Genomic DNA, 19,775 nt, shown 5'->3' with positions numbered 1-19,775 from the left:
TAATATTTCAGGTGGCATAGCTTCTGCCATTGTTAAAGGCTTAACAATGGCTATTCATAGCAATAATTATTGCAAAATCAACCAAATAAGTCGGAAATCCACAGGGTCAGGGGTCAGGGGTCAGGGGTCAGACGGATTCTTGCAGGCTGCTTTTAGCCAGTAGTTGTTTGCGATACTCGCCGGGGGGTAGACCTGTCCACTTTTTAAAGGAACGGTAAAAGGTACTTGGGTTTTCAAAGCTTAATAAATCAGAAATGGCGGTGGTGCTGATATCCGGGCAATTTAAATAGTGAATAGCGGCTTCCATGCGGGATTCATTTTTAAGCTGCTGAAAACTACAATCTTCCTGACCAAGCCGGCGATACAGAGTGGTTACCGATATATTAAAAAAGTCAGCGACTTCAATAGCGTTGGGGAAGTCTTCACCAATACTTTTGGCTAATAGGGATTTTACATAATGTGCCAGACCTTCATCAGGGTCTTTTTTAATTAAACTGTAATAGGGCGCTTTGCGCATAAAGTCCTCAACGCTATTCTCATTTTGGACAATGGGATAGCTAAGATATTTTTTATGGAAGCGGTGGCCAATAAAATCATGGCCGTAGTGGTGGCGGTATTTTTCTTTGGTGTTGGTGTCGGTGGCTGATTTATTAGTGTCGTCACTGAAGCTGTAATAAATATCTTCAATGGGAACATGCTTGCCGATTACCCAGCTGTAAAAGCCATGCCAGGCTGACAGCGTAGAACGAATAGTGGCGGCAGAAGTTGTTTTAATGAGTGCATCAAACTCTTGCTGCTCTACACAGTCCAGTTTGCTGCCTTTGAAATAGACATAATCGCCATCCACTTCAATAATCGGTTTCACTTTAAAGCCGCGGCATAATTCAAAGAAGTCACCCGCTCTATTAATTGCGTGTTGCAGGTCTTTGCAGTGAACAATGCTTTGGCATAACAGGCGGATCGCGCCTTTGGGGACAGGGCCGCCACTGAGTAGTCCAAACCATTCGTCCTGGACCAGCTCAATAATATGGTGATAAAGCTCGCCGTATTGCAGTACTGAAATGGGGGTACCGTTGTCTATATCAGAGGCCTTAACACCAATATCGGCTAATAGCTGTTCCACATTACAATCACGATCAGCAGCAATGGTTAACATGGTATTAACGAAGTGGGCCGGGACGGTCAGTTGTGTACTTTCCATAGGGTTCCAGGGTTTGTTTCTAGTCTTTGTAATATCTGATGATAGTAAAGGATTTGGCGGTAGTTACCAAGCTATAGCCCCCATTCATTGGAGTTGAAGTAAATAGACAAAGCTACTGAATACCAGCACGCTTTTTACTAATCCGCCCTAAATTAGCTGCATGCAAACTACTGATATAGAGCCAATCATCAGTTTCTACGGCTCCGGTATTGGTGTGGTACATGCCTTTGGGGTCTTGTAGGGATGTGAGCACATTGCCATCTTTATCCATCGCAAATACATGACTGTAGGCTTGTGCAGCTGGCGACATAGATTTAGGGAGTCGCTGTAAGATTTTGCGCATAAGTGGGACACTGGACATAGTATCTAGCTCCTTGTTACGTGGTGAAACTAACCCGACCCAGAAACGTCCAGCACGCCCCCGAACAATATTGTCTGGGAAACCGGGCAAGTTATCGATGAGGATATCTGAGGTGCCGGCCTTTTCTCCTTGAAGCCAGTATTTATGGATCCGGTAAGAACCGGTTTCAACAACAAAGACAAAACTACTATCTTCCGCAGTAGCTACACCGTTAGCAAAATTAAGACCGTCAATAACAACGTGTGTAGTTTGATCGGCGGGGTTGTAAACCAGCAGTCGGCCATGGCCGCCATGTTCTAATATATCCAATAAGCTGGAAGGATAAGTACCGCCGTATTTTTCTGCGCCAAATTTACCAGAGGCATCACTAAAGTAGATTTTTCCATCGGCGGTGATATCGAGATCATCGATATATTCCAGTGGCAGGCCATCGTAGCTATTGGTTAATAATGTGAGTTCGCCATCCAATGACATGCTTAGTAGGCCTTTATAGGCATCGGCGATGATTAGATTGTTGTTAGCATCAACGGCAAGACCTAGGGGGCTGCCTAGAGTATTAACGACTTTGGTGATGACGCCGGTACTTTCATTATAGCGAAGAATCCAGCCTTCACGGGTAGCCATATAGATCTCTCCATTGATTAAGGCTAAGCCTTCAGGTCCATGGGTATCGCTGAGTTCTATTTCTTCTATGTCCTTTAGCAGATCGTTTTGCTGGAAGGAGCCTGTATAGCCCTGACTGACCGGTGCATCCCAGCTTACGGGGTCTATGGCGACTGGCCAAAATAATAAATAAGTGAATAGGGTAGTAATAACGACCAGGGAGGCTTTTAACACAATGACATTCCTGTAATTTTTTGATGGCTTAGTTTTCTATCGAGTCTACTAAGCCTGCTGTTAGGATGGAAATATCTTCATTGCTAATCACGTAAGGAGGAATGGTATAAATCAGTTTACCAAACGGTCGTACCCAAATTCCTCGATCAACCAGTTTCTTCTGTATGGCAGCCATATCAACGGGCTGTTTTAGCTCGATCACCCCGATACTTCCCAACACTCTGACATCGGCAACATTATCCAGATCTTTCGCTGGTGAAAGCCCTTTTGATAATTGAGTTTCTAAATTATTAACCACTGATTGCCAATCCTGGGATAATAATAATTGAACGCTGGCATAAGAAATTGCAGTGGCCAGGGGATTGGCCATAAAGGTTGGGCCGTGCATCAATACGCTGGCTTCGCCTTCGCAGATACCGGTGGTGACTTTATCGTTACAGAGTGTTGCGGCTAGCGATAAATAGCCTCCGGTTAAACATTTACCCACACAGAGGATATCGGGTTCTATATCGGCATGTTCACAGGCAAATAATTTACCCGTACGACCAAACCCTGTAGCAATTTCATCAGCAATCAATAACACATCATATTGATCACAAAGCTGCCGTACCCGTTTCAAATATTCCGGCGAATAAAAATTCATCCCGCCAGTACCTTGCACAATCGGTTCAAGAATAACTGCGGCTAGATATTGATGGTTTTCTTCAATCAGGGTTTTAAAGCTACTAATATCCTCTTCATCAAATTCCTCACCAAATTTCGTGCGAGGTTTCTCCGCAAAAAGATGCTTGGGCAATACCTCGCTAAACATATGGTGCATACCTGTTACTGGGTCACAGGTTGCCATTGCGCCAAAAGTATCGCCGTGATAACCATTCTTAAGAGTGAGCAGTTGATGCTTTTCTTTACGGCCTACGGAGTACCAATACTGAATAGCCATTTTAATAGCGACTTCAACAGCCACAGAGCCAGAGTCACTAAAGAAGACTTTGTTTAACGAAGCTGGGGTGATATCGACCAATAGCTTGGCCAGCTTAACGGCGCTGGGGTGAGTAATACCGCCAAACATCACATGGGACATATCTTCCAGTTGATCTTTAGCTGCCTGATTCAGCACAGGGTGGTTGTAGCCATGAATAACCGACCACCAAGACGACATACCATCAATCAACTCAGCCCCATCGGCCATTTTCAGTCTAACTCCTTCGGCAGAGACAATCGGATAAACCGGCGGCGCATCAATCATAGAGGCATAGGGATGCCAGATATGTGCTTTATCAAGAGCGAGTAGTTGTTCGGTACTAAGCGTATTGTTATCGCTCATGCATGGGTCATCCCGTAGAAAGATCAGAGGCGCTATTGTAGGCAAAGCCGAAGCCTGTTTAAATCACTTTCAGGAAGTAATATCGATTAATTCAATGGAAAGGAGTCCGTCGCTATGCCTACTTTAACTAATAAGACGCCAATGCCGCAAAACGCAGTAGACCTATTAAACAGCCTTTACGGCTATGACAGCTTTCGCGGTCATCAGGCGGAGATTATTGACCATATCACCGCGGGTCACGATGCTTTAGTCCTTATGCCCACCGGCGGCGGTAAGTCGCTGTGTTATCAAATTCCGTCTCTATTGCGTGAGGGTGTCGGGATTATTATTTCCCCGTTAATAGCCCTGATGCAGGATCAAGTGGATGCTATGCAGCAGTTGGGGGTAAAGGCGGCGTTCTTGAACTCAACCTTATCCGTCAATGACCAGAACTTTATCGAGCAACAGCTATTAGCTGGGGAGCTGGATTTACTTTATATCGCCCCAGAGCGTTTGGTACAGGAGCGTACGCTGGATTTATTGGGCCGTTGCCAGTTGGCGTTATTGGCTATTGATGAGGCCCATTGTGTATCCCAGTGGGGGCATGACTTCAGGGCGGATTATTTATCTTTAAGCGTGTTATCTGAGCGTTTTCCCCAGACTCCCAGAATCGCACTGACTGCCACCGCTGATATGCGCACTCGGCAGGAGATCATTGAGCGGCTGGCTTTAACCGAGGCTAATTCCTATATCAGTGGATTTGACCGACCCAATATCCGCTATGCCATTGCCAACAAAACCTCACCGCGTAAGCAGCTAACGGCGTTTTTACAGCAACGCAAAAACGAGGCGGGGATTGTTTATTGTTTATCCCGTAAAAAGGTGGAAGATACCGCTGCCTGGTTAACCCAGCAGGGCTTTACCGCATTGCCCTACCATGCGGGCTTGTCACCCCAGCTTCGGGAAACTCATCAAAGCCGATTTTTACGTGAAGATGGTGTCATTATTGTGGCCACCATAGCCTTCGGTATGGGGATTGATAAGCCGGATGTGCGTTTTGTTGCGCATTTGGATTTACCCAAAAGTATTGAAGCCTATTACCAGGAAACGGGCAGGGCAGGCCGCGATGGTCTGCCCTCCGAAGCCTGGATGGTTTACGGCTTGCAGGATGTGGTGCGATTACAGCAAATGCAGCAGCAGTCTAATGGCTCTGAACAGTTTAAACGGGCTGAGCGGCATAAGTTGGATGCGATGCTGGGTTTATGTGAAGTCACCAGCTGTCGGCGTCAGGTGTTATTAAATTATTTTGCTGATGAAGCCCCGGACCACTGTGGCAATTGTGATAACTGCCAAATCCCCCCCGAAACCTGGGATGCCAGTGAGTCAGCACAAAAGTTATTATCCTGCGTCTATCGAACCGGCCAACGTTTTGGTGTGGTGCATGTATTGGATGTGTTGTTGGGCAAAGAAACCGCCAAGGTGTTACAGCATGGCCATCAACAATTGAGTACCTTTGGCATTGGCAGCGATATTCATGAGGCGCAATGGCGCTCAGTGGTTCGTCAGCTGGTGGTGCGCGGTTTATTGCGAGTTGATCTTGAAGGTTATAGCGCTCTGCAATTGACCGATATTTGTCGGCCAGTATTAAAAGGCGAGCAGTCTTTGCATTTACGTAAAGAAGAATTTAAAGCGCCTTCGACGAAAAAAACCAGTAAAAAATCCCCTAAAAAATCACTGGTTAAGCCTGAACACCAACAATTATTTGATGATCTACGCGAGTGCCGTAAACGCTTAGCCGAAGAATATAATGTACCGCCTTATGTTATTTTCCATGATGCGACGTTAAAAGAAATGCTGGAAGTTAGGCCTATGTCGCGGTTGGATTTACTGACGATTACTGGTGTCGGTGAAAGCAAATTAGATAAGTACGGCAATGACTTTATTGATGTGATTTGCAGTCATGCTGAAGCAGGTTTAGCGTGAATTTCTTTCAGCGTTTAGTGCAGCAACAACAATCTCAACAATTATCGCTGGACCAATCCTTTGATTATCATATTAAACGGATGCGCAGGAAAACTATTGCCCTGCATGTGTTACCTGACGCATCGGTTGAGGTGCGCGCACCCAAGTGGGTGCCCAAATATGAGATTGTCGATTTTGTTGAGCAGCGCTCAGACTGGATTGTTGAACAACGCCGTGAAGCCTTGGCCAGGCTTGCCCTCGAACCTACGTTACAACAGGGTCAGTATCACCCCTATTTAGGCCAGCGTTATCCCTTGCATATTATTGAAGGGGCGAGAGCCCAGGTATCTTTTAGCGATAGCGTTATTGTGGTGTCGGTAAGGGATAAAAATAACCCTGCCCAGATAGAAAAAGCCATGAATCGCTGGTATCGGCAGGAGGCGGAAGCGATTTATGAGGAGCGCCTGTTCGCCTGTTTTGAGTCGTTTCCAGGCTGGTTTCAGGATAAGTATGTGATGCCGGAGGTTACTGTTAGAAAAATGCGTCGCCGCTGGGGTAGTTGTTCCAGCAGGGGTGAGATTACATTGAATTTATCACTGATTAAAATGCCAGTTGAGTGTATTGATTATGTGATCACCCATGAGTTATCACACTTGGAAGAGTTCCACCACGGTAAGACCTTTTACCGCCTGTTAGACCATGTGATGCCAGATTGGCGTGAACGTGAGTTACTGATTGAAGACCTTTCGTAACTACTCCTATACCTACCCCCACCCCTGTCATTCCCGCGCAGGCGGGAATCCAGGCTGCATGCTTAGGCTGTTATTTCCGCTAAGGCGGAAATCTACAGCGCTGGATTCCCGCCTGCGCGGGAATGACGGGGGGTTAGGGATAGCTTAACGCCATAGCTACAGTAATTCCTTCAAATGAGGTAATACGTTTCTCAGTATCAGTGGCTGAGCAACGGCGGTGGGGTGAATGCCGTCTTTTTGCATCAAAGCGGGTATTAAAGCGATATCCTCAAGCAAAAAAGGTAACAATTCAGCATCATATTTTTGGGCTATTTTGGCAAAGCTATCGTAAAACTGTTGAGTGTAGCGAGGTCCGTAATTAGGGGGTATTTGCATCCCGACCACTAAAACTTTGGCATTGGCCTGTTTTGACAGGCTAACCAATTGGTCGAGGTTGCCCCGCAAGGTCTTGATAGGGTAGCCCCTGAGGCCATCGTTGCCCCCTAATTCGATAATCACGATATTAGGCTGATGGTTGGCTAATAGCTTAGGTAGTCGTGACAGACCGCCGCCGGTGGTCTCACCGCTGATACTGGCATTGATCACCTCATAGTCAGCTTCAGGGTGGTCGTTGATAAAATGTTGGTCTAGCAGGTGAACCCAGCCATCTTCACGGGCGATACCAAAGGCGGCACTGATACTGTCGCCAAGTACCATAATTGATACTGGCTTATCGGTATCATTAGCCCATACTGGCAGTGTTAGAGCGAACAGGCTAATGGCTACAATGGCGTTTCTAGTGAATTGTTTGAAACCTGGCAACATAGCAAACAACATAGCAAACCTTAATTATTAAGATGACTGTAATGATAAACGCACAAAATATTGAAAAAACCGTAGCAACCTCCGAAGGTTCCCTGTGCATATTGAAAGGGATTGATCTGGAAATCAAGCAGGGGGAAACATTGGCTATTGTTGGTTCTTCCGGTTCCGGTAAATCTACCCTGCTAGGACTATTGGCAGGGCTGGATGTTCCTGGCAAGGGTTCTATTACTCTGGCTGGCAGGGATATTACCAGTTTGACCGAAGATGAGCGCGCAACGGTCCGCGCGGATTTGGTGGGTTTTGTTTTTCAGTCTTTCCAGTTGTTACCCAGTTTAACGGCTTTAGAAAATGTTATGTTGCCCGCCGAGTTAAAGGGTGTGGCGGGTGCTCGCGGTCTGGCTGAAAAATATCTACAGCGTGTTGGCCTTGATCATCGCTTTAATCATTACCCCAAACAACTGTCCGGCGGTGAGCAGCAGCGGGTAGCTTTAGCCCGGGCCTTTGCTTCACAGCCACACATTTTATTTGCCGATGAACCCACCGGTAATTTGGATACCGCCACCGGGACTCAGGTGATTGACCTATTGTTTGAGCTCAATCGTGAAGAGGGCGCAACGCTGGTGCTGGTTACCCATGAGCAGCGTTTAGCTGATCGCTGCCAGCGCAGCATACAGTTAGAGGGCGGTGAAATTGTTGCCGATAAGCGTAATAAACCCAGTGTTGTAGTTTCAGCTTCGGGCCAAAATTAATGTTTGCCTTGCGTTTATTATGGCGCGATTGGCGAGGCGGTGAGCTCGGTATATTAGCGTCGTCCATTGTTCTTGCCGTGGCTATTGTTACCGGTATTTCACTATTTGCCGACCGTTTACAGCAGGGTATTGTCGCCCAGAGCAGCAGCTTTCTCGCTGCCGATAGAGTGCTGCAAAGCCCGGCCCCTGTTGATAATCTTTGGCTGCAGCAGGCTGAAAGAGAGGGCTTACAGCAAGCCGAGATCTTAAGCTTTCAGTCAATGGTGTATGCAGGAGAAGAGGTAGATGCCACCATGCAGCTCACCTCTGTTAAAGCGGTTAGTAACCATTATCCGCTGCGAGGGCAGTTGGAAGTCAGTGATGAGGCTTTTGGTAGCAGTATTAAAACCACCGCATCACCTCCCCGGGGGGAAGTGTGGTTAGACCCTCGTTTATTACCTTTAATGAACCTTGAAATTGGCGATGCTCTATATGTTGGCGAAGCCAAACTACTTATCAGCAAAGTTGTCGTTAATGAACCGGACCGTGGTGGCAATGGTTTTGTTTTGGGCGCCCGTGTATTGATGAATATTGCGGATATTCCCGCCACGGATATTGTCCAGCCGGGTAGTCTTGTTGAATATCGCTATCTCTTTGCCGGTGAGGCCGACGCATTATCCCGCTATGGGGAATGGGTCAAGGGGCAAATGCAGCCTTCCCATAAATGGTTAAACCTTAAAGATACCCAACCTGGAATATCCCAGTCCCTGCAGCGGGCAGAGCAATTTTTACTGTTGGCGGGGGCACTGGGGGTAGGGCTTGCGGGTATCGCCATTGCGCTTGCCGCCAGGCGTTACAGCGAGCGCCACTATGACTATGTGGCAATAATGAAATCCCTGGGCGCCACCTCTGCCCGGGTAATGAGAATTTATATCGGTAATTTACTGTTACTCGCTACGATCGCTTTGTTAGTTGGTTGTGCTTTTGGCTGGTTAATACAGGAAATGTTTATCCTGATTTTGCAGGACTATTTTGATGTAACTTCAACGCCGGAGATTACCCTGCGTCCGTTTATTATCGGTTCAGTCACGGCATTGGTTTGTTTGCTGGCTTTTGCTTTACCGCCGTTATTAAGTTTACAGGGAGCTTCACCACTGCGCGTATTGCGCCGGGACCTGCCTAATAGTGGCCTTGGCAATGTGCTTACCTACGGCATTGGCGTGTCCGGCATTGGCCTGCTTATGTTCTGGTATAGCGGCAACCTCACCTTGACTATGGCGGTGTTGGCTGGCGTTGGTTTAACCTTTGTGATTGTTGGTGTGTTTGCCTGGTATTTACTGCGGGGCACTGCCAGGGTAGGTATGCAGGCGGGTAGCAGTTGGCGTTTGGCCCTTGCTTCCATGCGTCGTCGCGGTTTTCAAAATGCGGTGCAGTCGGTGATTTTTTCTTTGGCCATTATGCTGTTGTTATTGCTGGCATTGATACGCAGCTCTTTAATCGAAGAGTGGCAGGTACAACTACCTGAAGGTACACCCAACCATTTTTTGGTCAATGTTGCCAAACACGAAGTCACTTCGCTACGAACCCTATTGGCTACGAACCAATTGGAAACTGAGCCCATCTACCCAATGGTAAGGGGCCGCTTAACCCGAGTGAATGATGAAACTGTGGCTAAACGTGCCAGCAGGACTGACCCTACTGCGCAAAATAGTCTTGATCGTGAACTGAGCTTAAGCTGGTCGAAAACTTTGCCTAACGATAATATTATTGTGGAAGGGGAGTGGTGGAGCGAAGGCTCTACCGCGGCGGAAGTCTCCATGGAAAAAAATCTGGCCCAGCGTTTGCAAATTAATACTGGCGACAAAATGGAATTCCTTATTGGCAGTGAGCGCCTGGTGGTAACAGTCACCAGTATTCGCGAGCTGGATTGGGATACCATGAAGCCTAATTTCTATATGCTGTTTCCCCCTGGTTTGCTCAACCAGTATCCCGCTACTTATATGACCAGCTTTTATTTACCGTCGGGACAAAAGCATTTTTTAAATCAGTTTCTGCGAGAATTTCCCACTATTACTGTGATTGAAATGGATTCGGTGATTAAGCAAATCCGTAGCATTATTACTCAGGTCAGTAGTGCGGTTGAATTAGTGTTGGGTCTAATTATTGTCAGCGGCTTATTGGTATTGATTGCCAGTGTGCAGGCCAGTCTTGATAGCCGCTATCAGGAAAGCGCTGTTTTAAGAACTCTGGGTGCAAAAAGAGAATTAGTCTTGGGCAGCCTGGTGATTGAATTTTCTTCACTGGGTTTATTGGCTGGTTTTCTGGCAGCGTTCTCGGCTGAATTGTCAGTCTATGGCTTGCAAGAATACCTGTTGCGTATGGATTATGTCTTTCATCCCTGGGTCTGGTTGGTTGGTCCCTTATTCGGGGCGATACTCATAGGCACCGCCGGTTATGTCACTTGCCGTAAAGTGGTTAATACACCACCAGTAGAAGTCTTGAGGGAGATATAACAGTTGAGCGGTACTGGCAAATTCAGTACCATCGCGACTTCATTCTAACGGACGGTAGATAATGTCTCGCCATAATCAGGTTTTCTTTGTTGTTGTTCTTTTAGCGTGTGCCATCGGTTTTTATTTGGTATCAAACGTCGACAAAACTTCACTGCCCGATGTGGCACCCAAAACGGCTTTTATCGGTGAGCCAACGCTTCCTGACTTTAGTCAATACACTCAAGTCAAAGAAAAAAAATCAGCCTTCTTCGCTTTTGTCTTACCGTTGGTCGAGCAGGAAAATCAACGTATAACGGCTTTGCGAGTTGAACTTGCCAGTTTGCAAAATAAGGTGGACAACTTAACCCGCGATGAGCAGGACTGGTTGCAAGAGTTGGCAGGGTTTTATCGTATAAAAGATGCCTCTGCTGATTATGCCGCTGTGATTGAAGATCTACTGATCAAGGTTGATACTATTCCACCTTCTTTGGCGCTATCACAATCAGCTAACGAATCAGCTTGGGGGACATCGCGTTTTGCGGTTAAGGGCAATAATTTATTTGGCCAGTGGTGCTTTAAAAAAGGTTGCGGGATTGTACCTGGCAGTCGTGATACAAATGCCTCCCATGAAGTGGCCAGATTTGCCAACCCACGGCAGTCGGTACAAAGCTATATCCATAACCTTAATACCAACCAAGCCTACCGTGAATTGCGCGCCCTGAGGGCCAGTAAGCGAAATCAGGATAAGCTATTTTCTGGTAACTTATTAGCCCAGGGCTTGCTCAGGTATTCCAGTCGCGGTGAGGCCTATGTGGATGAATTGCAGCAGATGATCAGGATCAATAACCTTGAGTAGTAAGCATAGGCTAAGTAATGCGGGCTTCCCGGCGGAGTTGTTGTCGCTGTAGGTAGGCGAATAATACAGGCAATAAATTCCTGGTTGTCCTGCAGTTGGCCTATCTGGATTATCAAGCTTCGTCAGCTAGCTTCTTATTAATAGAGAAGAACAGGTATAAAAATTATGACTGATATTACTAGCGATATTGTAATGAACCGATCCAATAACTTTGGCCCGGAAACCTTTGATAATCCAGCCGCAGAGCGACTGCACTGCAAGCAGCGTTTGACGGCTGCGTTCAGGCTGTTTGGCAAGTTTGGTTTTGATGAAGGCTTGGCTGGGCATATCACCGTTCGCGATCCTGAGCGTCCTGATCATTTTTGGGTTAACCCGTTGGGGGTTTCGTTTAAGCAAATTAAAATGTCGCAGTTATTGTTGGTGAACCATCTGGGTGAGGTGATAGAGGGTGAAGGGCTGCTCAATGGTGCTGCGTTTACCATCCACTCAAAAATCCATGAGCATCGCCCTGATGTCACTGCCGCGGCTCACTCCCATTCGATTTATGGCAAGAGCTGGTCAACCTTAGGGCGCTTGTTAGATCCTATCACCCAGGATGCCTGCGCCTTTTATAATGATCATGCGGTGTTTGAAGATTTTACCGGTGTGGTACTGGACCTAAGCGAGGGAGACCGTATAGCTGCGGCTTTGGGTGACAAAAAGGCCTGTATTCTACAGAACCATGGCTTGCTAACTGTGGCAGATACCGTTGAAGCGGCGGCCTGGTGGTTTATTACCATGGAGCGCAGTTGCCAGGCACAGTTGCTGGCGGAGGCGGCAGGCACTCCTAAATTGATAAACCCGGATAGCGCCCAGCAAACCGCCGACTTAGTGGGTAGCGCCCTTGCCGGTTGGTTTAGTTTCCAGCCTTTATTTAATGTCATTATGGCTGAACAGCCGGATATGTTTGATTAACGGATGCTACGGTTTGACCACTAATCACAATCTCTATGAAGTACTAAGCCAGCGCTTTCCAGCGAATGGCAATCAGCCGTTTATTGTTCACCCAACGGGCGGCCAGTTAAGCTATTCACAAATGGAACATTGCTCAGCTCAATTGGCCAATTATCTTTGCGGTTTGGGTTTAAGCACCGGTGATCGCGTGGCGGTACAAGTTAAAAAATCTTCTGAGGCGTTAATGGTGTATCTTGCCTGTCTTCGTGCAGGTTTTATTTATTTGCCTTTGAATACCGGTTATACCGAAGCGGAATTAAAGTACTTTTTTAGTGACGCTAACCCCAGCCTGGTGATTGCGGATCCTGCTGATCAAAGTTATTGCCAGCCTTTGGCGCAACAGCAGTCCGCACTATTTGAGACTCTGGACGCGATGGGTGGCGGTAGTCTGTTTGAACGCAGCGCCTCGTCATCTCCGTATTTTGATAATGTTATCTCTGGCGCAGATGATTTAGCGGCTATTTTATATACCTCAGGGACCACCGGCAGACCCAAGGGGGCGATGTTAAGTCATGGCAACCTGGCGGCCAATGCCCTGATGCTGCATGATTATTGGGGTTGGAATCAGGACGATGTGCTACTGCATGCCTTGCCGATTTTTCATGTGCATGGATTGTTTGTTGCCTGCCATTGCGTGCTGGCGGCAGGGGCCTCGATGATTTTTATGCCCTCGTTTAATGTTGAGGACGTAATAACGCAATTACCTAAGGCAACGGTAATGATGGGTGTACCTACTTTTTATACGCGCCTGTTAGCCACTGGCGATTTTTCTGCCGGGCAATGTTCAGCCATGCGCCTGTTTATTTCCGGTTCAGCGCCTTTACTGGCTACGACGCATCAGGCATTTGAACAGCGTACCGGCCATAGGATTTTGGAGCGTTATGGTATGTCTGAAACCAGTATGCTGATTTCTAACCCTTTACAGGGGGAGCGTAGAGCGGGGACGGTAGGTTTACCTTTACCTGGTATCACAGTGCGTCTTGTTGACGCAGATAATCAAGCGGTTGCTATAGGCGACGTGGGTTCTATACAAGTTAAAGGTCCTAATATTTTTCAAGGCTATTGGAAGATGCCAGAAAAAACCGCTCAGGAATTTACCGAGGATGGTTTTTTTATTACCGGTGACCAGGGCGTAATCAGTGCCGATGGTTATATCTCTATTGTAGGTCGTACTAAGGATATGGTGATTAGCGGCGGTTACAACGTCTACCCTAAAGAAGTGGAATTGGTGATTGATGCTATCGAGGGAGTCAAGGAATCCGCTGTATTTGGTGTGGCTGATGCGGATTTTGGTGAGGCGGTAGCGGTAGCTATAGTGGCGGATAGGGCGCTGGATTCTGTCGCGGTTATTACTTCAGCAAAAGAAAAATTAGCGGCTTACAAAGTGCCAAGGCATGTGTATTTTTTAACGGAGCTGCCACGTAATAACATGGGCAAGGTGCAGAAGAATAGTTTGCGGGAAATGTTTTCTGGCGTCACTTCCAGATAACCCCGTCATTCCTCTTCTTTCCCGGGGTAATCTTCCATGATGATAAAGGGATGGAAGGCCAGCTGAATACCTTCTTCAATATGGCCTTCACTCTTTAATAGTGATTTGCGTCGAACAAAGGCCGGGGTAGAACGTTTTAAGTCTACGGCATACAAAGTATCAATGCCGCCCCGGCTTGAGAAAACTGGCGTTAAATTGATATCGTAAATAGTGACCATTAAAGAGGCCGCTTTAATATTACGTGACCAATTGAAGTCTAATGGCACTCCAGAACCTGATCCCTTTAATGCCGGCTTACGGGTTACACCATACCAGCGGGCATAGTGTTTCATGCTATTGCTGTGCTGTACTTCATGTTCAAACAAGTCGGCAAAAATAATCGCATCGGCCTCGGTTTGCTCACGCAGTAATTCGCCGGTGGTAATCATGGCGCCGCGCCAGGCATTCATATCTATTTTGCCGGTGCTGGGATCGTAAACGGTGCCGTAGGTTCGGCTGGCTTTTTTCCAGGCGTTTTCAAAATGGTAGTTGGGTAGAATTTCGTAACCATTACTTTCAAGATAGTCTCTCACCATGGCCTTAACTTTGCCTTCGCGCTTGCGCAAGTAAGATGGGGCAGGTATTCCCATGCTGACCGGTGCCAAAATGACTTTTTTGATCGGTTTGGCAGCTATTTTTTCCTGATTGTAACGATACTCAAAGACGGTGGGATTGTAACCACCGGAGCTACTGCAAGAAACTACAAAAGAGAGAGTGAGAGCCAGAGCAGCAAGCAGTATAATACGCACAGATTTATTCCTATAAAGTAGTGATGCTGGATTCTACCAATCACTGTGTCGGAATAGAAGCCGCTTCTACTACTCATAACCCAGTGGGAATACTATGCCAGACACTGTTTTACACCATAAGCTTAGCGGTGAGGGCGAGCCGTTAATCCTGCTCCATGGCCTGTTTGGCATGGGCGATAATTTAGCCAGTATTGCCAGGCCTTTATCGGAGTACTTTACGGTCTATCAGCTGGACCTTCGTAACCACGGCCGCTCTTTTTGGGCTGATTCCATGCGCTTCGAAGACATGGCTGCCGATGTGCTGGCTTTTATGGGCAAGAAGGGACTTGGTCAAGTCCATCTGTTAGGTCATTCCCTCGGTGGCAAGGTCGCTATGCAAGTGGCTTTAATGGCTCCTGGGCGAGTAGCAAGCCTGGTAGTGGCGGATATTGCTCCTGTCTATTATGACGGCAATCATAATGAGGTATTTGCGGGTATCAATGCGATTGACCTGCACAGACTTGCTTCCCGGCAAGATGCTGAACATATCTTACAGCAGCATATCGAAGAAGATGGTGTACGCTTATTTCTATTAAAGAGTTTGTATAAAAACGAGGCGGGGCAGTTTGATTGGCGTTTGAATACGGCGGCTATTGAGCGGTGTTATGACGATATCCGTCAAGCATTAACATCGGATAAACCCTTTAACGGACCTACGTTGTTTATTAAGGGTGAGCTGTCGGCTTATATCCAAAGCAACCACAGGGAAGCCATTGAAAGTCTGTTTCCACAGGCGCAACTAAAAGTTATCCAGAATGCCGGTCATTGGCTGCATGCTGAAAAGCCAGTGGCGTTTAATAATGTGGTTAAACAGTTTTTGTTGAACAAAACACGTCATCCCCACGCAGGCGGGGGTCCAGAACTGTAGATTTCCGCCTTGGCGGAAATAACAGCATAAGCATGCAGGCTGGATTCCCGCCTGCGCGGGAATGACGAGGGAGCTTAAATAACTTCAATAGCAACAGACAGAGCTTCACCGCCACCAATACACAGGGAGGCAACCCCTTTCTTCTTGCCATATTTATGCAGGGCATGCATTAAGGTAACAATAACTCTGGAACCGGTAGAACCAATCGGGTGACCCTGGGCACAGGCGCCGCCATGAACATTCACTTTGGCGTGATCAAGCCCCAGGCCCTGTATTGCCAGCATGGTGACCATGGCAAAGGCTTCATTGATTTCCCATAAGTCCACATCGTCTTTTTCCCAGCCAGCTTTGGCCAGTACTTTTTTAATAGAACCGATAGGCGCCGTAGTAAATAGCTCAGGCTCATGAGAATTACTGGAGTGAGCAACAATACGTGCAAGTGGTTTTAAGCCACGAGCATTGGCTTCTGACTCTAGCATTAACACTAATGCTGAAGCACCATCAGAGATAGAACTGGCGTTAGCAGCAGTAATAGTACCGTCTTTAGCGAAAGCGGGACGCAGGCTGGGGATTTTATCGAGCCTCGCTTTGCCTGGCTGCTCGTCGTCTTCAACCACCGTTTCGCTTCGGCGGGTTTTGACGGTGACAGGCACTATTTCTTCTTTTAATGAACCATCGTCAATCGCTTTTTGGGCGCGGGTCAGTGACTCAATCGCAAACTCATCCATGGCCTCACGGGTGATATTGTTATCGTCGGCGGTTTTCTGGGCGAACGCGCCCATCGCATCGCCGGTATAAGCATCTGATAAGCCGTCGAGGAACATATGATCGTAGATAGTTTTATCACCGGTACCGATACCGCTGCGGGCACCCGGTAGAAGATGGGGTGCGTTGCTCATGCTTTCCATACCGCCAGCCAGGGCGATTTTAGCCGTGCCCGCTTTAATCATATCGTGGACATGAATAGTGGCCTGCATGCCGGAACCGCAGACTTTGTTAACGGTAGCAGCACCGGTAGCTTGGGGTAGCCCTGCATAAATCAAGGCTTGCCGAGCGGGACTTTGCTTAACGCCGGCTTGCAGTACACAGCCCATCACGACTTGTTCAATATCTTCACCGGCAACGCCAGAGCGTTCAACCGCAGCACGGATGGCGGTGCTAGCTAAATCCACGGCAGTGGCGTCACTTAAGCTGCCATTTAAACCGCCCACAGGTGTACGGGCGCCACTTACAATAACTACAGAATCTTTCGACATATTGATTTCCTGGGAATGGTCGGAATGGGCCAGAATGTATCCATTGGCTCAGTAAAATTTGCGGCATAATTAGGCCATAGAGGGCTTTTATATACAAGTTTTTTGGTGGGCGTCACAGCCGCTGAGGAGCCGAGGTTCGTTTGTCCTGGGCGGCAGTCATCTTTTTCGGCCGGTGACGGATAAAATACCAAAGCGCCAGCCCAAAGGTGAGGGCTTCAGCGCTGGGTAGCGCCAGGATAAAACGATAATCCTCTACCAACGGATAAAAAACGATAAGCAATACCGCCGGTAACACCAGGCTGCGACACAGTGCCACTACCCCAGACTGAAAGGGTAAGTGAACCGCCGTTAAATAGCAGGACAATAAAATATTAATACCCACAAAAATAAACGCAGGCCATAAATAGGTGACAAAAACCTGTGCCAGGGCAATAGTCTTGTCGGAATTATTATTATCGACAAACATTAAGATCAAGGTTTTATTCTGAGTCAGCAATACCGTAATACAGGAAAAACTAACTGTAAAAACAAGCCAGCCCGCCAGCCTTAAAAATTTATTCATCCGCCGTGGGTTATTCGCTCCAAAGTTTTGGCTTAGCATAACCTGGCAGGTATCACCGATGGCAAAAAACACCATATAGCCAATCATCAGCAAATAATTCACTACGGTAATTGCCGCTACACCATCCACACCGGCTCTTTGAATTAGCATCCAATTAAAAATTGCGGCAATAATACCCGCTGAAATATTATTAATAAATTCAGACAAGCCATTATAGGCAGCATGGATAATTTCGCCCCAATGAGGCTGTCTCAAACTAAATCGTAAGTTACGTTTTTTAGTAAAAAAATAACTCAGGTAAATCACCAGCGAAATAAGTTGTGATAACCCCGTGGCCAGTGCGGCCCCATATAGACCCCAGCCCTCAACCACAATAAACCAGTAATCAAGCACAATATTTAATACCGACCCGGCTACCAGTGCCATGGCCGTTAACCCCGGCTGGCCATCCAGTTTGATAAAAAAATACAAAACAACACAGAGCATGTGCGCGCCAAAAAACAGTAATACAATGCGATAGTATTCACTCATCAGGGGAAATAAATCCGGTGAGGCCCCCAGCAGGTTAAAAAGCTTTGCTTCAAACACTAGCCCCAATAACATAACCGAAACGCCATAAATACAGGCAGTGATTAAGGTTTTACTAAAAATTGCCGAAGCGGCGGATAGATTGTCTTCACCCAGATATTTGCCACCGCGCACAGAGCCGCCGGTAGCCAACATAAGGCCGACCCCAAACAGAATCGACATAATGGGTATTAACAGATTTACCGCGGCAAGCGCTTCAACACCCACAAAGTTGCCAATAAACACACCGTCAATCAGTGTGGCTGAAGTCATTGCCAGCAGACCAACCAACGAGGGCAACAGATAGCGGAAAAAGGTGGGTAAAATAGGACCGTGCAGCGCATCGGTCTGATTGCTAGTAGCGATAGTGATTACCTGCTGTGTGTGTTTTGCTGACGATGGGCAGACCCTGATCAACGGGTCTGCTTATTCTAAACACTTTTTCGTCCCTGCGCAGGAGCCCTATAAAAAAGCCCCGACCTATTGGCCGAGGCTTTTGGGATATGGCGCGCCCGACAGGATTCGAACCTGTGACCATCCGCTTAGAAGGCGGATGCTCTATCCAGCTGAGCTACGGGCGCATTAAGCTTAATACTAAAACAAAAAAGGCTTACAGTGTTGGCTGTAAGCCTTTTTTCTAGCTTTAAGAATAATGGGGTGAACGATGGGGATTGAACCCACGACCACCGGAATCACAATCCGGCGCTCTACCAACTGAGCTACGCCCACCACAAACTTTTATCACATCAAACCGCAGTGTTAGCCAGGCTGGGTTTGATATTGGAAATTGGTCGGGGTAGAGAGATTCGAACTCCCGACATCCTGCTCCCAAAGCAGGCGCGCTACCAGACTGCGCTATACCCCGAAATGCTTGAGTGCAGCCAACAAAAGAGGCTGCGTCAAACGAGGTGCGCATAATACTCATGCTATAGGCTCTCGTCAACGCTAAATCACCCATAATTTAGCGGCACCAGGCTATTTTACTCAGGCCGTGAGCATGAGAGAATGCGCCATCTTTTTCTACTGAAATCAGGAGTATAGCGAGCATGTCTGCACTGGTACTAGACGGTAAGGCGTTGGCGACACAATGGGAACAACAACTCAGTGAGCGGGTGGCTGGCCTGAAGGAAAAATCCGGTGGCAAAACCCCGATTTTGGCGACGATTTTGGTGGGGGCCGACCCGGCTTCGGCAACTTACGTTAAGATGAAAGGCAATGCTTGCCGCCGTATTGGTATGGAGTCTATGGCGGTAGAGTTGGGTGAAGAAACTACCACTGAGCAATTGTTGGCCAAAATCAATGAGCTGAATAAAAACCCTGACGTTCACGGCATTTTGTTACAGCACCCTGTGCCTGGGCAAATTGATGAGCGTGCTTGTTTTGATGCTATTGCTTTAGAGAAAGATGTGGATGGCGTGACCTGCCTCGGTTACGGCCGTATGGCGATGGGCGAAGAAGCTTATGGCTGTGCCACCCCTAAAGGGATTATGCGAATTCTTGAGCACTATAAGATTGAGATTGAAGGCAAGCATGCCGTGGTTGTTGGTCGCAGCCCGATTTTAGGTAAGCCTATGTCAGCCATGCTGCTGGAAGCCAATGCTACTGTGACGACCTGTCACTCTCGCACCCAAAACCTGCCAGACCTGATTAAACAGGCCGATATTATTGTCGGTGCAGTAGGACGTCCCGAGTTTATTAAAAGTGAGTGGATTAAAGATGGTGCGGTAGTGGTTGATGCTGGCTATCACCCCGGTGGTGTCGGTGATATTGAATTGGCTGGCGTCATTGACCGCTGTGCAGCATATACCCCGGTGCCCGGTGGTGTTGGTCCAATGACTATTAATACCCTGATTTTCCAATCGGTAGCTTCTGGTGAGAAGTCGCTGGGTTAACTAACTCCCGTCATTCCCGCGAAGG

16 protein-coding genes and 3 tRNA genes are annotated in these 19,775 nt (G+C 47.4%); 9 read left to right on the top strand and 10 right to left on the bottom strand.

The features are described 5' to 3' along the window. Positions 1-127 precede the first annotated feature (127 nt). The 3 genes from P8H32_RS10120 to bioA form a co-directional block, all read right to left on the bottom strand. Positions 128-1,201: an AraC family transcriptional regulator gene (locus P8H32_RS10120; RefSeq protein ID WP_301089319.1), complete on the bottom strand. Its 1,074-nt coding sequence runs from the start codon at positions 1,199-1,201 to the stop codon at positions 128-130. Positions 1,202-1,313: 112 nt separating this feature from the next. Then, the gene (locus P8H32_RS10115; RefSeq protein ID WP_301089318.1) at positions 1,314-2,399 is read right to left on the bottom strand and encodes an SMP-30/gluconolactonase/LRE family protein; all 1,086 of its coding nucleotides are present in this window, start codon (positions 2,397-2,399) and stop codon (positions 1,314-1,316) included. Between the two features lie 28 nt (positions 2,400-2,427). Continuing rightward, positions 2,428-3,723, bottom strand: coding sequence for an adenosylmethionine--8-amino-7-oxononanoate transaminase (gene bioA, locus P8H32_RS10110; RefSeq protein ID WP_301089317.1), 1,296 nt, complete (start codon positions 3,721-3,723; stop codon positions 2,428-2,430). A 141-nt stretch (positions 3,724-3,864) separates the two neighbouring features. Here bioA and recQ point away from each other — a divergent pair, with 141 nt between their 5' ends. After that, on the top strand, positions 3,865-5,685 hold the full coding sequence (gene recQ, locus P8H32_RS10105) for a DNA helicase RecQ (RefSeq protein ID WP_301089340.1): 1,821 nt from the start codon (positions 3,865-3,867) through the stop codon (positions 5,683-5,685). Next, positions 5,682-6,416, top strand: a complete 735-nt coding sequence (locus P8H32_RS10100; protein ID WP_301089316.1) for a M48 family metallopeptidase — start codon at positions 5,682-5,684, stop codon at positions 6,414-6,416. The genes recQ and P8H32_RS10100 overlap by 4 nt, the downstream gene beginning before the upstream one ends. A 156-nt stretch (positions 6,417-6,572) precedes the next feature. Here the strand turns inward: P8H32_RS10100 and P8H32_RS10095 are convergent, their stop codons facing one another. Then, a complete protein-coding gene (locus P8H32_RS10095) occupies positions 6,573-7,232 on the bottom strand; it encodes an arylesterase (RefSeq protein ID WP_297291594.1) in 660 nt (219 codons plus the stop codon). A gap of 29 nt (positions 7,233-7,261) precedes the next feature. On the opposite strand from P8H32_RS10095, the gene P8H32_RS10090 reads away from it, so the two are divergent. The 5 genes from P8H32_RS10090 (at position 7,262) to P8H32_RS10070 (ending at position 13,778) form a co-directional block, all read left to right on the top strand. Then, the gene (locus P8H32_RS10090; RefSeq protein ID WP_297291595.1) at positions 7,262-7,969 is read left to right on the top strand and encodes an ABC transporter ATP-binding protein; all 708 of its coding nucleotides are present in this window, start codon (positions 7,262-7,264) and stop codon (positions 7,967-7,969) included. Beyond that, the gene (locus P8H32_RS10085; protein ID WP_301089315.1) at positions 7,969-10,461 is read left to right on the top strand and encodes an FtsX-like permease family protein; all 2,493 of its coding nucleotides are present in this window, start codon (positions 7,969-7,971) and stop codon (positions 10,459-10,461) included. Before P8H32_RS10090 ends, P8H32_RS10085 begins: the two co-directional genes overlap by 1 nt. Positions 10,462-10,522: 61 nt before the next feature. Beyond that, positions 10,523-11,296, top strand: a complete 774-nt coding sequence (locus tag P8H32_RS10080; protein ID WP_301089314.1) for a glucosaminidase domain-containing protein — start codon at positions 10,523-10,525, stop codon at positions 11,294-11,296. Between the two features lie 165 nt (positions 11,297-11,461). Beyond that, entirely contained in the window at positions 11,462-12,250 is a 789-nt protein-coding gene (locus P8H32_RS10075) for a class II aldolase/adducin family protein (RefSeq protein ID WP_297291237.1), read from the top strand. 13 nt (positions 12,251-12,263) lie between these two features. Further along, entirely contained in the window at positions 12,264-13,778 is a 1,515-nt protein-coding gene (locus P8H32_RS10070) for a malonyl-CoA synthase (RefSeq protein ID WP_301089313.1), read from the top strand. 5 nt (positions 13,779-13,783) lie between these two features. On the opposite strand, the gene P8H32_RS10065 is transcribed toward P8H32_RS10070, so the two are convergent. Next, a complete protein-coding gene (locus P8H32_RS10065) occupies positions 13,784-14,566 on the bottom strand; it encodes a hypothetical protein (protein WP_297290945.1) in 783 nt (260 codons plus the stop codon). Between the two features lie 94 nt (positions 14,567-14,660). On the opposite strand from P8H32_RS10065, the gene P8H32_RS10060 reads away from it, so the two are divergent. Beyond that, positions 14,661-15,473, top strand: coding sequence for an alpha/beta fold hydrolase (locus tag P8H32_RS10060; RefSeq protein WP_297290944.1), 813 nt, complete (start codon positions 14,661-14,663; stop codon positions 15,471-15,473). Between the two features lie 74 nt (positions 15,474-15,547). Here the strand turns inward: P8H32_RS10060 and P8H32_RS10055 are convergent, their stop codons facing one another. The 5 genes from P8H32_RS10055 to P8H32_RS10035 all read right to left on the bottom strand — a co-directional run bounded on the left by P8H32_RS10055 (position 15,548) and on the right by P8H32_RS10035 (position 18,723). Continuing rightward, a complete protein-coding gene (locus tag P8H32_RS10055; protein WP_297290943.1) occupies positions 15,548-16,729 on the bottom strand; it encodes a thiolase family protein in 1,182 nt (393 codons plus the stop codon). Between the two features lie 112 nt (positions 16,730-16,841). Further along, positions 16,842-18,275: an MATE family efflux transporter gene (locus tag P8H32_RS10050; RefSeq protein WP_301089312.1), complete on the bottom strand. Its 1,434-nt coding sequence runs from the start codon at positions 18,273-18,275 to the stop codon at positions 16,842-16,844. Positions 18,276-18,362: 87 nt separating this feature from the next. After that, positions 18,363-18,439: transfer RNA gene (locus P8H32_RS10045), tRNA-Arg, on the bottom strand. A gap of 72 nt (positions 18,440-18,511) precedes the next feature. Continuing rightward, positions 18,512-18,587 (bottom strand) — tRNA-His (locus P8H32_RS10040). Between the two features lie 59 nt (positions 18,588-18,646). Beyond that, a tRNA-Pro gene (locus P8H32_RS10035) sits at positions 18,647-18,723 on the bottom strand. 181 nt (positions 18,724-18,904) lie between these two features. Here P8H32_RS10035 and folD point away from each other — a divergent pair. After that, on the top strand, positions 18,905-19,750 hold the full coding sequence (gene folD, locus P8H32_RS10030) for a bifunctional methylenetetrahydrofolate dehydrogenase/methenyltetrahydrofolate cyclohydrolase FolD (protein ID WP_297290871.1): 846 nt from the start codon (positions 18,905-18,907) through the stop codon (positions 19,748-19,750). The last annotated feature ends 25 nt before the right edge of the window (positions 19,751-19,775 follow it).

Origin of the sequence: Oceanicoccus sp. (assembly GCF_029238675.1) — a bacterium.
Classification (GTDB): domain Bacteria; phylum Pseudomonadota; class Gammaproteobacteria; order Pseudomonadales; family Dasaniaceae; genus Oceanicoccus.
This window is presented reverse-complemented; position numbering and strand designations above follow the sequence as displayed.

Excerpts from the sequence above, each read along its gene's own strand:
- P8H32_RS10120 (WP_301089319.1), bottom strand. The coding sequence starts at position 1,201 with ATGGAAAGTACACAACTGACCGTCCCGGCCCACTTCGTTAATACCATG.
- bioA (WP_301089317.1), bottom strand. The coding sequence starts at position 3,723 with ATGAGCGATAACAATACGCTTAGTACCGAACAACTACTCGCTCTTGAT.
- recQ (WP_301089340.1), top strand. The coding sequence starts at position 3,865 with ATGCCGCAAAACGCAGTAGACCTATTAAACAGCCTTTACGGCTATGAC.
- P8H32_RS10095 (WP_297291594.1), bottom strand. The coding sequence starts at position 7,232 with ATGTTGTTTGCTATGTTGCCAGGTTTCAAACAATTCACTAGAAACGCC.
- P8H32_RS10090 (WP_297291595.1), top strand. The coding sequence starts at position 7,262 with ATGATAAACGCACAAAATATTGAAAAAACCGTAGCAACCTCCGAAGGT.
- P8H32_RS10085 (WP_301089315.1), top strand. The coding sequence starts at position 7,969 with ATGTTTGCCTTGCGTTTATTATGGCGCGATTGGCGAGGCGGTGAGCTC.
- P8H32_RS10080 (WP_301089314.1), top strand. The coding sequence starts at position 10,523 with ATGTCTCGCCATAATCAGGTTTTCTTTGTTGTTGTTCTTTTAGCGTGT.
- P8H32_RS10075 (WP_297291237.1), top strand. The coding sequence starts at position 11,462 with ATGACTGATATTACTAGCGATATTGTAATGAACCGATCCAATAACTTT.
- P8H32_RS10060 (WP_297290944.1), top strand. The coding sequence starts at position 14,661 with ATGCCAGACACTGTTTTACACCATAAGCTTAGCGGTGAGGGCGAGCCG.
- P8H32_RS10055 (WP_297290943.1), bottom strand. The coding sequence starts at position 16,729 with ATGTCGAAAGATTCTGTAGTTATTGTAAGTGGCGCCCGTACACCTGTG.
- folD (WP_297290871.1), top strand. The coding sequence starts at position 18,905 with ATGTCTGCACTGGTACTAGACGGTAAGGCGTTGGCGACACAATGGGAA.